At 67.3% G+C, this 13,505-nt stretch carries 6 protein-coding genes; 1 reads left to right on the top strand and 5 read right to left on the bottom strand.

The window, feature by feature from the left end; translation table 11 throughout:
• Nucleotides 1-12: 12 nt before the first annotated feature.
• The 3 genes from AC1DKR_RS00730 to AC1DKR_RS00720 all read right to left on the bottom strand — a co-directional run bounded on the left by AC1DKR_RS00730 (nt 13) and on the right by AC1DKR_RS00720 (nt 10,283).
• Nucleotides 13-273, bottom strand: coding sequence for a hypothetical protein (locus tag AC1DKR_RS00730; protein WP_478030397.1), 261 nt, complete (start codon nt 271-273; stop codon nt 13-15).
• Entirely contained in the window at nt 270-8,981 is an 8,712-nt protein-coding gene (locus tag AC1DKR_RS00725; protein WP_478030395.1) for a glycoside hydrolase family 94 protein, read from the bottom strand. Before AC1DKR_RS00725 ends, AC1DKR_RS00730 begins: the two co-directional genes overlap by 4 nt.
• Before the next feature lie 336 nt (nt 8,982-9,317).
• Nucleotides 9,318-10,283 carry an AraC family transcriptional regulator gene (locus AC1DKR_RS00720; protein WP_394195637.1) on the bottom strand — a complete coding sequence of 322 codons (966 nt, stop codon included), beginning with the start codon at nt 10,281-10,283 and terminating at the stop codon, nt 9,318-9,320.
• Between the two features lie 104 nt (nt 10,284-10,387).
• On the opposite strand from AC1DKR_RS00720, the gene AC1DKR_RS00715 reads away from it, so the two are divergent.
• Nucleotides 10,388-11,632 carry an MFS transporter gene (locus tag AC1DKR_RS00715; protein WP_312106647.1) on the top strand — a complete coding sequence of 415 codons (1,245 nt, stop codon included), beginning with the start codon at nt 10,388-10,390 and terminating at the stop codon, nt 11,630-11,632.
• 71 nt (nt 11,633-11,703) lie between these two features.
• On the opposite strand, the gene AC1DKR_RS00710 is transcribed toward AC1DKR_RS00715, so the two are convergent.
• Nucleotides 11,704-12,714 (bottom strand): NADP-dependent oxidoreductase, encoded by a 1,011-nt coding sequence (locus AC1DKR_RS00710; RefSeq protein ID WP_312106650.1) that lies wholly within the window; start codon nt 12,712-12,714, stop codon nt 11,704-11,706.
• The gene (locus AC1DKR_RS00705; RefSeq protein WP_394195640.1) at nt 12,711-13,493 is read right to left on the bottom strand and encodes an SDR family NAD(P)-dependent oxidoreductase; all 783 of its coding nucleotides are present in this window, start codon (nt 13,491-13,493) and stop codon (nt 12,711-12,713) included. Before AC1DKR_RS00705 ends, AC1DKR_RS00710 begins: the two co-directional genes overlap by 4 nt.
• Nucleotides 13,494-13,505: the final 12 nt, after the last annotated feature.

Here is a 13,505-nt window from a genome sequence, read left to right as displayed (position 1 = left end):
GCGCGCTGGCCATCACTCTCCTGGCGTCCCCGGCGGCAGGCTGTCATCACGCTCGTACCAGGATGGAAGCTCCAGCGCGTGGCTTTTGAGCATGGCCTGGATGCACGCGTGCGCCTGGTCCCTTTCTGCGTGCTCGCATTGGTCCAGAATCTCCGCAGCCAGCGTTTCAAACTGCGGCCAGAACTGCGCCGGATGGCGCGAGCGCGCCAACCAGTGCTCCAGCATCTCGGCCAGTGCATCAAGCTGCACCTGTACTTCAGGGCGCACGTTCATCCCGGGGCCGCACCCAGGTCAAGCGCGACGCGGTAGTGATGGCCGTCGTCGCGCAGCAGGACGGTGAGGTCCGGCTGCAGCACGCCATCCACGTGCAGCGTGGGCTGGTCCTGCGCAGTGCGGGTCACCACGAACTCGTAGAAGCTGCGGCCGAAGCGGTAGCTCAGTTCGAATGACGGCCAGTGATCGGGCAGGCACGGTGCCAACGAAAGACGATCGCCCTGCCGACGTATGCCCAGCAGCGATTCGACCAGCAGGCGATACATCCAACCGGCCGAGCCGGTGTACCACGTCCAGCCGCCTCGCCCGACGTGCGGAGGCACGGCGTAGACGTCGGCTGCCAGCACATAGGGCTCGACGCGGTAGGTCTGGATCGCCTCCGGGTCCAGCGTGTGACTGAGCGGGTTGATCATGCCGGCCAGCTCCCAGGCACGCACCGCATCGCCCTGCTGTGCGAATGCCATGGCCGCCCACACGGCCGCGTGGGTGTACTGGCCGCCATTCTCGCGCACGCCCGGTACGTAGCCACGAATGTAGCCGGGGTCTTCCGGGGTCTGGTCGAAGGGCGGATCGAGCAGCTGGATCAGCTTGGCGTCCTTTCGCACCAAGTGCGTGTACAGCGAATCCAGCGCTTGGGAGGCACGTTCAGGCGCGGCGACGCCTGACAGCACCGACCAGCTCTGCGAAATCGAATCGATGCGGCATTCTTCGTTCTGTGACGAGCCCAACGGGGCGCCGTTGTCGAACCAGGCGCGGCGATACCATGCCCCGTCCCAGGCATGCTGTTCCAGGTTCTGGCGCAGGCTTTCGGCCTGCTGTTGGCACCACTCTGCACGGGGTGCATCGCCATGCGCGTTGGCCAGCCCGATGAAGCGGCGGAGCGTGTCATGCAGGAAGAAGCCGAGCCACACGCTTTCACCGCGCTGCTGGTCGCCGACGCGGTTCATGCCGTCGTTCCAATCCCCGCTGCCCATCAGTGGCAGGCCGCGCTCGCCGAGCAAGCGGCAACCGCGCTCGAGCGCGAGCACGCAGTGCGCATACAGCGTGCCGCGCTGCGTCGAAGGCGTGGGCATGTCGTAATACCCTTCCTCTTCGGGTGTCACCGCGCGCCCCTCGATGTAGCCGACCACTTCGTCCAGCACGCTGGCGTCGCCGGTAACCTCCAGGTAGCGGCATGCGCCCTGCGGTAGCCAGAGGTAATCGTCCGAACAGCGGGTGCGCACGCCGCGACCTTGCGGAGGGTGCCACCAGTGCATCACATCGCCTTCGGTGAACTGGTGTGCAGCGCATAGCAGCAGGTGCTCGCGGGTCAGGTCCGGGCGAGCGTGCACGAGGGCGAGTGCATCCTGCAGCTGGTCGCGGAAACCGAACGCACCGCCTGATTGATAGTAGCCACTGCGTGCCAGGTAGCGGCAGCCCAGCGTCTGGTATACCAGCCAACCATTGGCCAGTGCGTCTAGCGCCGGGTCTGGCGTGCGCACCTGCACCGTGGCCAGCACGTTGCGCCAGTGGATGCGCACGGCGTCCAGCGCATCGATGGCCTCATGGGCGCCCTGGCGGCTTCGTGCCAACGCCAGCGTTTCCTTGCGGTTGCGCCCGGCGCCAAGGCGGAACGTCGTTTCGCTGCGGTCGCCTGCAGCCAGCAGCAACGGCACCTGGATCGCCGCGCAGGGATCCAGGCCCGCACCCAGCCGCGAATCCAGGCGCTCGCGACGCAGCGCCGCCGGTGCGTGCAGGCTGCCGTTGCGGCCGATGAACTCCAGTCGGTCACAGGTCCAGCCGCAGCCATCGGCATCGGTGTCGAAGAAAGCCATCCGGCCACCGAAGTCGGTGCTGTAGGTGTTGCGCGCCAGCAGCGCGCCACTCTGCGGGTCGCGTTCGGTGAGCACGTGCATGCGCGACTTCGCGCGCAGGTCACCCATCACCCATTCAACGTAGCCTATGGCCGACAACCGCCGTGGCCGGCCCGACAGGTTGTGCAGCCGCAGGACCGAGAACTTCAGCGGCGCGGCGACGTCGACGAAGACCCACAACTCGCTGGCGATGCCGTCTTCAACATGCTCGTAGACCGTGTAGCCGAAGCCATGGCGCGTACGGTACGCGCCGGTGCCACGGCGCGGCAGCGGCATCGGTGACCAGACACGACCGGTGTCCTCATCGCGCACGTAGAAGGCTTCGCCGCCAGTGTCCGACACCGGATCATTGAGCCAGGGCGTCAGGCGGAATTCGTGCGCATTCTCGAACCATGTGTAGCCCGGTGCACTCTCGCTGACGACCGTGCCCAGGCGGGCGTTGGCGATCACGTTGGCCCATGGCGCCGGCGTCGGCGCGCCTTCGCGTACCACCACCACGTACTCGCGGCCGTCCTCGCTGAAACTGCCGGTGCCGTTGTCGAATCGGCCGGTGCCGCGGTAGGGAAGGAAAGGCCACGGGTCGTCCACTTCTTCGTCGTGCTCGGCGCTCGGCGGCAGTCCGGGCTCCGGGCCCAGGTCGGCAACGATGGGCAGCCCGGGCGTCGCCTCCATCGACAGGGCCAGCTCCTGCTGCAGCGCCTGCGGCACCAGGGCCGGGATCCGTCGCGGAGGCAACGGCTGACGCCCCACCTGCGCGACCAACGTACCGTCTTCGTCGCTGATGACCGCCCGTGCCACCGCCTGCAACAGAATGCGGTCCTCGTGGGTCATGTTCTGCACCGGCCGCACGAAAATGCCGCCGGGGCGGTCGAGCAGGCCGGTCTCCGAACTGGCGGCCACCATCCCCAGAATCTGGTCCTGCAGCTCCTGCCGATAGCCGGCCTTGCTGTCGTTCCAGATGACAAGGTCGGTGTTGAGGCCCTTCTGGCGCCAGTAGGCATGCGCCTGCACCAGTTGCCGGACCAGTTCCACGTTGTCCGCGTCGGTGACCTTCAGCAGCACGATGGGCAGGTCACCGGAGATGGCATGGCCCCACAGCCCGGATTGTCCTCGCTGGTTCTGCTGCAGGACGCCTGCACCGGCGCGCAGCAGCGGACCGGCATACAGCACGTGGCTGGCCAGGCGCTCATACAGCGATGCCTCGGCCTGGCTTGCGTTGATCTGCCGGCGCACCACCTGGCTGTGTGTCCAGGCCAGGTCGAAGACGCGGTCGGCCAGGCGGCGATCACGGTATTTGTCCACCAGTGCTTCGCAACCGCCGCGACTGGCGCCGATGCCATACACCATGTCCAGCTGTACGGTCTGCTCGGGCTCAAGCACCACGCGGACGCGGATGGCCACGATCGGGTCCAGCACAGAGCCATCGGTGCCGGACAGGTCGGCATCGGTGGTCAATGCCTGCGGCGTCCGCGGCGTGTTGCCACGGCCCAGGAAGCGCGCACGGTCGGTTTCATAGGAGATCGCCACCACTTCCGCATCGTGCACCGCCACCAGATGGAACATCCACGGCGGCACCTCGTCGTGCGAACGTGGCCGGCGCGTGCACAGCACCGCCTGCTTGGCGGCCAGGATCTCGCTCTGCACGAAGAGGTTGCTGAAGGCCGGGTGCGCATCGTCGGCCGCCGCGGGTGCCAGCACCACTTCGGCATAGGTGGTGATCTCCACCGTGCGCGGGCGACGGCTGCGGTTGGTCAGGCGCAGGCGCCTGAGCTCGATGTCGTCCTCGGCGGAGATGGCGACCTGCAGGTGGCTCTCGCAGCCGCGACGCACACCGCGGAATTCCGCCTTGGCGTCAGAGAAGATCGCCTCGTAATTGTCCACTGCCACGCAGGTGGGCTGGTAGGCGGCAGACCAGAACTCGCCGCTGTCCACGTCGCGCAGATAGCAGAACGTGCCCCAGGCATCGGTGGTGCCGTCCTCGCGCCAGCGGGTAAGCGACAGGTCGCCGTGGCGGCTGTAGCCGCCGCCGGCATGGGTCAGCATGCCGTGGTAGCGACCGTTGGACAGCAGCTGCACTTCCGGGCGCGGGCCACCCGGGTCGCGCAGGACACGCAGGGACGTCTCGTGCTCGGCCAGTGCCGAGTGCTCGCCAAGCGCTTCGACCTCATGTGGATGGAACACGCCCACGCGCGGGATACGTTCCTGCAGCAGCAGCAAGGTCGCCTGGAACTCGACATCGGCAAGGAAGCGGCGCTGCATCGGCTGGTCGCGCAACAGGTAATCCAGCGACAGCAGGCCCATGCCCTGATGGTGGGCCATGAACGAACGCAGCAGGACGTGATCCTGTCCCGGCGGCACCCGGGTGGGCGTGTAGTCGATCGCCTCGTACATGCCGAAACGCCCGCAGAAGCCCAGTTCTTGCAGCGCCTGGAGGTTCTGGCAGGCCGCTTCCGGCGCCACCATCAGTGCCATCATGCTGGCATAGGGCGCGATGACCCGATCCTGCCCAAGGCCGCGTTTGAGCCCCAATCCGGGCACGCCGAACGCCCGGTACTGGTAGTTCAGGCGGGCATCGACGGCGTTGTAGCCGGACTCGGATACGCCCCATGGCAGGTTCAGCGTACGGCCGTAGACGATCTGTGCCTCGACCGCGTGCCGTGCGGTCTGGTCCAGCAACGTGTCCGGATAGCTGGGCATCACCAGCTGCGGCATGAGGTACTCGAACATCGAGCCACTCCATGACAGCAGTGTCGGCGTGCCGTTGACCTCGGTGAGCATGCGGCCGAGCGCAAACCAGCTTTCCTGTGCCAGCTGGCCCTGCGCAATGGCAACGAACGCGCCCAGCCGCGCTTCGGAAGCCAGCAGGTCGTAGAAGCTGTTGTCGAGGCGGTGGTCGTCTACGTTGTAGCCGATCGAAAGCAGGTTGCGGGTACGGTAGAACAGGAACCCGTATTCCATCAGCGAGAACTGCCCGGCGCGGTGCGCCAGGTCCTGCAGCTGCTCGATGCGTGCGCGCGCGTCCGCGCCGGCCGTACCTGGCAGGGCGGCCAACTGGCGCAGGCTTGGCACCGGTGCATCGACGGCCGCGTTGGCATCGGCAGGGATATCGGCCAGCGAGGCGTGGGCGGCATGGCATTCGGCGGCGAACAGCGCCGGCCAATGCAGCTCACCGTCTTCGGGCGAGGGCGGTGCCGGCCATTGCAGCAGCACGGCGTCGGCCAGACCGGCCAGTTCCTGCAGACGGGCCAGCGACTGCGCCGTCCCGATGGGACGGTCGACACGCGTAGACGCCAAGCGCTGGCGAAGATGATTGAGCGCCTCGACCAGCGGCGCATCGTCGGCGCGATGACGCTGCCGCTCCTCTTCCAGCACGCCCAGCGTATCGGCCAGGCCATCGAACGTGTGCGGCGCCAGCACCGGCGCATCCACCAGCGCGAGCAGGCCTTGGCGCAGGGTAAGCAGGTGGCCGGCAAGGTTGCCGCTGTCCACGGTGGAGACGTAGCGCGGCGGTAGCGGCGCCAGGGTTTCGGTGTCGTACCAGTTGAGGAAGTGGCCGCGATGGCGCGGCAGCTGGTCCAGCGTATCGAACGTGCGGGCGGTACGTTCAGCCACCGCGCCCTGCTGCAGATAGCCGAAATCCCACGCAGACAGATTCGCCAGCAGGGACAGGCCGATGTTGGTCGGCGAGGTCCGCCGCGCGACCACCAGCGCAGGATGCTCCTGGATGTTGTCCGGCGGCAGCCAATGATCCTGCTCGCGCACCCAGGCCTGGAAGAAGGACCAGGTGCGCCGCGCCAGCCGACCCAGGAACGCCCGTTGCGTGACCGACAACTCGGCCACGCTTGCCGCCGGCGGGCGGCCCAGCCACGCCATCAATGCCGGCGCAAAGGTCCATGCCAACAGCAGCGGCAGGGCGATCGGCAATGCCTGCGGACGCACGCCGGCCACCACAGCCACCAGCGCGAGCGCCAGCAGCGAGGCCGGCGCCATCACCCGCCATTCCGCGCCACGGTCGCTGCCAAGGCGGCGCTCGACTTCGCTGGAGGGATTCCATTGCAGCAGGTGACGGCGTGTGACGGCCATGCGCCAGAGCGTGCGCAGCACGGCGTCACTGGCCAGCAGTGCTTCGTAGGGCAGGCACGCAATCTGGGTGGATGCGCGCAGCAACGACTGCAACGTACCGCGCCCGACCTTGATGTAATGCGCTTCCAGCGGAGTGTCTTCCGGAACGCTCAGGCCATCACGCAGCATGCCTATCAGCGGCGGCGCGAACCACAGCGCCAGCACCCACGCGGTCCACGCAGCAGGGTTCCGCGCGTACAGCCAACCGGCTACCAACAGCGCCAGGGCAGCGATCGGCACCACGCTCCGGCGCAGGTTGTCCAGCAACTTGCCGCGCGAGAGCAGGCTGAGCCGGTTGCGTTCCCAACCCAGGCCCGGGCGCGGTGTCCACGGCAACAACCACGGCAGCAGCTGCCAGTCGCCACGGATCCAGCGCGCACGGCGCTTGGCGTCGGCGGCGTAGCGCTCGGGATAGTCCTCGTACAGGCGCACATCACTGACCAGGCCTGCGCGTGCATAGCAGCCTTCCAGCAGATCGTGGCTGAGGATGCGGTTCTCGGGCAGGCGGCCCTCCAGCGCATGCTCGAAGGCGTCGACGTCATAGATGCCCTTGCCCACGAACGAGCCTTCGCCGAACAGGTCCTGGTAGACGTCCGAGACCATGCGCGTGTACGGATCGATGCCGGGCTCGCTGCCGAACATCCTGGCAAAACGCGAGGTGCGGCGCCTGCCCAGGCTGGTGCCGACGCTGGGCTGCAGGATGCCGTAGCCCTCCACCACGCGTTGCAGCTGCGGATCGAAGCGCGGGCGGTTGAGCGGGTGCGCCAAGGTGGCGACGAACGCGCGTGCCGCATCCCGCGGAAGCTGCGTGTCCGAGTCCAGCGTGATGACGTAACGGACGCCGATCAGGGCCACCGCGTCTCCGACGATGCGCATGAACGCAGCCGCATCGCCTTGGCGGAGCAGGGCATTGAGCGCGGCCAGCTTGCCGCGCTTGCGCTCGTGGCCCATCCACACACCTTCGCCCGGGTTCCATTGCCTGGGCCGGTGCAGCAGGTAGAAGCGGTCGCCGCGCTCGGGCGCGTAACGATGGTTCAGTTCCTCGATCCGTGCCACGGCGTGCGCAAGCAGAGCGTCGTCCATCGGCGCCTGTGCTGCTGGGGCATCGAGAAAATCCGTCAACAACACGAAGCGCAGGTGGGGATCGCGGTTGGCCAGGAAACGCACCTCCAGCGCTTCGACCAGAACGTCGATGCCGTCGACGCTGGATAGCATCGAGGGGACCGCGACCACGGTGGCGCACGCGGCAGGAATGCCTTCGCTGAAATCGAGCTTGGGAAGCGGCCTGGGGGCGACCAGCACCGTCGCGGTCCAGTTCACCAGCACGATGCCCAGCTCACTGAACACCAGCAGCCCGAGCAGCGCCGCCAGCCAGACAGGTACCGAGCCGCTGCCGGTTGCCAGCAGGCCGCTGGTGGCCAGCACCGCCAGCAGGCCGATCGGCAGCAGGTACAGCGCAAGCGGCACGCGATGCGCCAGTCGCCGTGCCTTGCGGTGGCGCGGTGCTGCCTCGGCCACCGCCGCAACAGTGGTCTGCAGGCCTTCGCCGACCAGCCAGTAGCCCACGTGCGTGCGCGGGCCGTCCGCCGGCGTAGCCGCCCGTGCCAGGTCCAGCGCGATGGTCGCAACGCGCTCCTCGGCGATGCGGCTGCCGCGGGCAATCTTCTCCACCACGTGGCGGTAGGCATCGCGGGTGCCGAAATCCATCTGCGCATAGACGGCCATGGGGTCTTCCCGCAGCCGCTGCTCGACCACACTCATGTCTTCGACAAAGGTGCGCCAATCCATGGTGGAGAGGAAGCGCAGGCTGCCGATGCTGTTGCCGATGGAGACCTGGTCGGCCGCCTGCTGTTGCCCCTCGGCGGCAACCAGTTCGTCGATGCGCTGCCCAGCCGCTGCCGCCCACTGTTCCAGCCAGGCGATGGGCATGGCCCACGCGCCGCCGCGCCCCTGCAGCGAGCGCGTCAGTTCGGCGATGAACGCGCCGGTCAGCGGCGGCGCGGATCGCGCCATGTCGGCAACCACCAGGACCACATCGGTAGGGGTGTCGGACGCCGCGCGATTGAGGTTGTCAGCCCACTGCGTAGCGAGGCGGCGGTCGGTCCCATCGCGCATCACCCGCGCGGCCATGCGCCGCAGGTTCTCCAGCAGTGCCAGGCGCAGCATGATCGGAACGGCCCACAGTTCGCCCAGGCTCAGCGGCGCGAGCGACTGGTACGAGGCGATGAAGCGGCCCAGCGTATCGGCGTCAATGCGGCCGTCACCGTGCGCGATCGCCTGCATCGACAGCTCATACACCCGTGGCAACCCGGCCGATGGGCCGGAGGCAAGTGAAGGCAACTGGCGGCTGTAGCCGCGCGGCAGGTGGCGTCGCGCGGTCTGGATCTGTTCTTCGACCAGGTAGTAGTTGTCGAGCAGCCATTCCCCGGCCGGGGTCACCGGCCGCTGTTCGCGCACTACGCTGCTCAGCAGCGTGTTGGCGTCTTCCAGCACACGCTCGTTGGCCTGCAGCCGTTCTAGCAGGCGCTCCGGGCTGGGGCGCAACCGCACGCGATGCTGTCGCGCAAGCGCGCGGCCGTACTCCTCCATCTGTTCAACGTTGTACAGCGCGGCACGCAGTGGGCCCTCGGTGGCCTCGATGGCCGGGGCCGAGGCCTGGTGCTCACGCCAGCGCCAACGCACACGACGACGCAGGCGCAGCCAGCGGCCAAAAAGACGACGAAGGTGGGGCATAGGTTACCGATGGGGGCAGGGCGCGTCCTGCATGGTTGCATTGCAGGGGCCGTGGTAACTGTGAAGGCCGGGCCCGGTTGGCGTGGTCGCCGCTCAATGCGGTCTGATCCTGAGGCGACCCGCAGTCAGCAAGGCAAGGGGAGTGCCGGCCGCTGGCCGGCAACGCGCCATCCATCGCGCTCGCGCTCCTCGACTACGATGGATGTCAGCCTGCCCGGCGCACTGCTGGTCTTCGGGAACGTAGTGCGCATTGATGATGAAGCGCGCTGCAGAGCTGCAGCGGCGATGAACCGCACAGTGCGAGACGGGTGTTCGGAGGCAGGGCGGCAGGTCTTTCTATGTCGAGGCCAAGGCGCGCCCGCGCCGAGTCGCCCCAGGCGAGTGCCCCATAATGCGCTTGTAGGCGCGACTGAAAGCGGCCTGCGACGCGTAGCCGAGACGCTCTGCCACTACCTCGATCGGTAGGCTCTGGTGGGTCAGCCATTGGCTCGCCAATTGCATTCGTAGCTCAGTCACGTACCGCAGGGGGGCGGTTCCAATAACGGTCTGGAACCGATCTGCAAAGACAGAGCGTGAGATGTTGGATTCTGCGGCCAGCGCTTCGACGGTCCAGTCACGCCCGGGGTCTCTGTGCAGGGCAAGCAACGACAGCGATAGACGCGGGTCGCGCATGGCCATGACCAGGCCGGATGCGCCGTCGCAACCGCGCTCGACCCAGTCACGAACGATCATGGCGGCCACTGCATCCGCCAGCCGGGAGAGTATTCCTGCATATCCGATACGTCCGGAGCAGACCTCGCGCTTCATCGCGTCGACCATAGGCAACAGCCCAGGGAACTGCGTGCCGTTGCCATCGGCCAACATCACCGCCGGCATCACCTTGCTCAACCCTTGCATGCCGCCCAGATCGAACACCATGCAGCCGTGGAAGAGCACTGCGCTCGGCACGGCATGCGTGCTCGGGCATGTGTCTATGCCGCTCACCGCGTCACCCAACGGGGCTGCGTCTATCGTTTCCAGGCACTGGACGAGGTGGTCGTCGCCCGACAGCAACGCGTGTTCGTCTCCGCGGGGAAGAAGCACGACGTCCCCGGCGGAGAGCAGGTGCTGGCTGCCGTCCGCGCCGCGAAGAATCGCCGTGCCCACGGCCAGGTAATGGAAGTAGGCATGGCCTGGCTTCGGAGGAAATCCAAGCCCAAAGGTCGGCCCGGTCTGAATGCGCCGATATTGAACGCCATGCAGCCGCATGCCGGTCAGCAGCTCGCTGATCAGATCGGTGGGCTGGGGTGGGGCGTAGCTCATTGAGACGATCCGGGGTTTCGATCAAAAATACAGGATAGACAATCATAGATCATCCGGACATGGCTCCCTAGACTCTCGGCTGCACGATTGCACTGGGATCTTTGATGAGTAATGACGTAGTTGATGCCGCAGGCGCACCGGATTCTGTGGCCTGGAGTAGCGGGGAGCCTTCTTCATCGGCATGGGTGGCGGTGTTTTCGCTGGCCATGGGTGTATTCGGGCTGCTCACGGCCGAATATCTGCCTGCCAGCCTGTTGACGCCGATGGCGGCGAACCTGGGGGTGTCGGAGGCGCTGGCCGGGCAAGCCGTGACCGTCACAGCGGTTGTGGCCCTGTTCGCTGGCCTGCTGGTGCCGCGCCTGACCCGTTCGATAGACCGGCGGCTGGTGCTGCTGAGTTTCACCGGCTTGATGATTCTCTCCAACGCCTTGGTGGCGTTGTCGTCCAGCATGGGCGTGCTGCTGGTGATGCGCGTTCTTCTGGGCGTCGCGCTGGGCGGCTTCTGGAGCATGGCAGCGGCAGTGGCCATGCGGTTGGTGCCGCCGCAGCGCGTGCCTCGCGCGCTCTCCATCATCTTCAGCGGCATTGCGGTCGGCACGGTGGTCTCCGTTCCGTTGGGGAGCTACCTCGGCGGGCTGCTGGGTTGGCGCAGCGCGTTCTGGGCGGCGACGGCGGTAGGTGGACTCACGTTTGCGTTCCAGTGGTTCACGCTGCCCCGCATGGCCCCGCGCAAGGCGGCAGTCCCCGAGTCGGTGGTGGGGCTCCTGCGCCGGCCTGGCGTTGCGGTGGGAATGCTGGGCTGCGTTCTGGCGCACACCGGTCAGTACGCGCTCTTTACGTACATCCGTCCCACCTTGGAGAGCCTGGGGCAGATGAGCGCGGATGGCCTGGCGCTGATTCTGCTCGGATTCGGTGTGGCGAATTTCGTTGGCACCCTGCTGGCCGGCTGGCTCATGGAGCGCAGCTTGAAAGTCACGTTGGTGATCATGCCCGCCTTGGTTGGCGCAGCCGCGCTGGGCATGCTCCTGTTGCCGGTGGGCGTTGGCGGGCTGTCGATCCTGGTCGCGCTCTGGGGCCTGGCCTTCGGTGGCGTGCCCGTGGCCTGGTCGAGCTGGGTTGCACGTGCGGTGCCCGATCAGGCCGAGAGTGCCGGCGGGATGGTGGTTGCTGCTGTGCAGTCCTCGATCGCGGCGGGGGCGGCCTTGGGCGGCCTGGTGTTCGGGCTGGGAGGCATCGTTGCTGTCCTCACCGTTGCCGCGGCAGTGATGCTGCTCGCCAGCGTGCTCATTGCGTTCCGTGTCAGGGTGAGCTCGGCGACGCTCTCGTCAGGTCCGGCGTTTCACCTCTAGCCGTCATCTGTCCTGAGCGTCCTGTTGGCCAACTGAAGGTGGTCGCACCCGCAGTTGGCCAGCGGGCCGCATTAGTCCAACCAAGGCAGCTCCACCACCACTTTGCCCTTCGCCCGCCCGCTCTCCACGTAAGCCAACGCGCCTTGGGCATCCTGAAACGGAAACACCCGGTCAATGACCGGGCGGATCGCACCGGACTCGACCAGCGGGGTGATCCCGCGCAACTGCTGCCCGTCGGCCCGCATGAAGACAAAGGTGTAGGTCACGCCTTTCTGCCTTGCCTTGCTGCGGATGCCACGGCTGAGCAGGCGCAGGACCTGCTTGAGCGGCCAGCCGAGCCCGCGCGCGGCGGCAAAGGCCGGCGTCGGTGGCCCGGAGATGGAGATGAGATGTCCGCCCGGCTTGAGGATATGCAGCGAGCGCTCCAGCTCCTCTTTACCCAGGCTGTTGAGCACCACATCGTAGTCGCGGAGTTCCGAGGCGACGTCCTGCCGCCTGTAATCGATGACAACATCCGCGCCCAGCGCCTTCACCCACGCGACGTTGGCCGTGCTGGTCGTGGTCGCCACGAAGGCTCCCAGATGCTTGGCCAGTTGGATGGCCACGGTGCCGACGCCGCCGGAGCCCGCCTGGATGAAGACCTTCTGTCCTGGCTTCAGCTGTGCGGTTTCCACGAGCGTCTGCCACGCGGTCAGTGCGACCAGCGGCAGCGAGGCGGCCTCCACCATGCTGAGGTTGCCGGGCTTTGGCGCCACAGAGCCCGCGTTGACCGCGATGAACTCGGCGAACGTGCCGATGCGATCATCGTCGGGACGTGCATATACCTCATCGCCCGGTTTGAACTGGGAAACGCCCGCGCCCACACGCTCCACCGTACCGGCCAGGTCGTTGCCCAGAATCAGCGGCAGGCGATACGGCAGGACCGCCTTGAACTCGCCACGCCGGATCTTCGTGTCCAGCGCGTTGACGCTGGCTGCGTGCACGCGGATGAGCACATCGCCGTCGCGCAGCGGTGGCGTTGGTACCTCACCGACGTGCCCCGTTTCCTGCTTGCCATAGCGGTCGATGAGGAAGGCTTTCATGCGCGGTAGCGCTCCGCTGCCTGCGCCTGGCGGAGATCCGAGAGCAGGCCCTGGCGCGATGCCTCCAGCGTGTCCCAGCGTTCGGCCACATGCAGCGGCGGAATGGTCACCGGTTCGCGGCGATCAAAGCCGACCAGGGCGGCATCGACCAGTTCGCCAACGTCCATCACTTCGGGCAGCGTGTTGATGTCGATCCCGGCACGCTCCCAGATCTCGGTGCGGGTGGCCGCCGGCAGGACGGCCTGCACGTAGACGCCCTTGGGCGACAGTTCCAGGCTGAGGCCCTGCGACAGGAACAGCACGAAGGCTTTGGTCGCGCCGTAGACGGTCATGCCAAGCTCCGGTGCCAGGCCGACTACCGAGCCGATGTTGACGATTGCGCCTTCGCCGGCGTTGGCCAGCCGCGGGGCGATGGCCGCGGCCAGGCGCGTCAGGGCGAGGGTGTTGAGGGTGACCAGGTGTTCGATGCTGTCGGCCGACTGGTCGGTGAAGCCGCCGGACTGGGCCACGCCCGCGTTGTTGATCAGGATGCCGATGCGGGTATCGTCGCGCAGGCGGGTTTCCACGTTGGCCAGATCGGCGCGCTGGGTGAGGTCGGCCGGCAGGACGTCTACCGCGACCCCAGTGTCCTGGCGCAGGCGGGCGGCCAGGGTTTCCAGGCGCGCCGTGTCGCGCGCGACCAGCACCAGGTCGTGGCCGCGGCGGGCGAAGCGTTCGGCGTAGACGGTGCCGATGCCGCTGGAGGCGCCGGTGATGAGAACGGTGGGAAGCAGGCTCATGGTGTGTCTCTT

This window comes from Stenotrophomonas sp. 01N47, from assembly GCF_056399165.1.
Note: the sequence above shows the minus strand (reverse complement) of the source record. Positions and strands in the feature narration are given on the sequence as shown.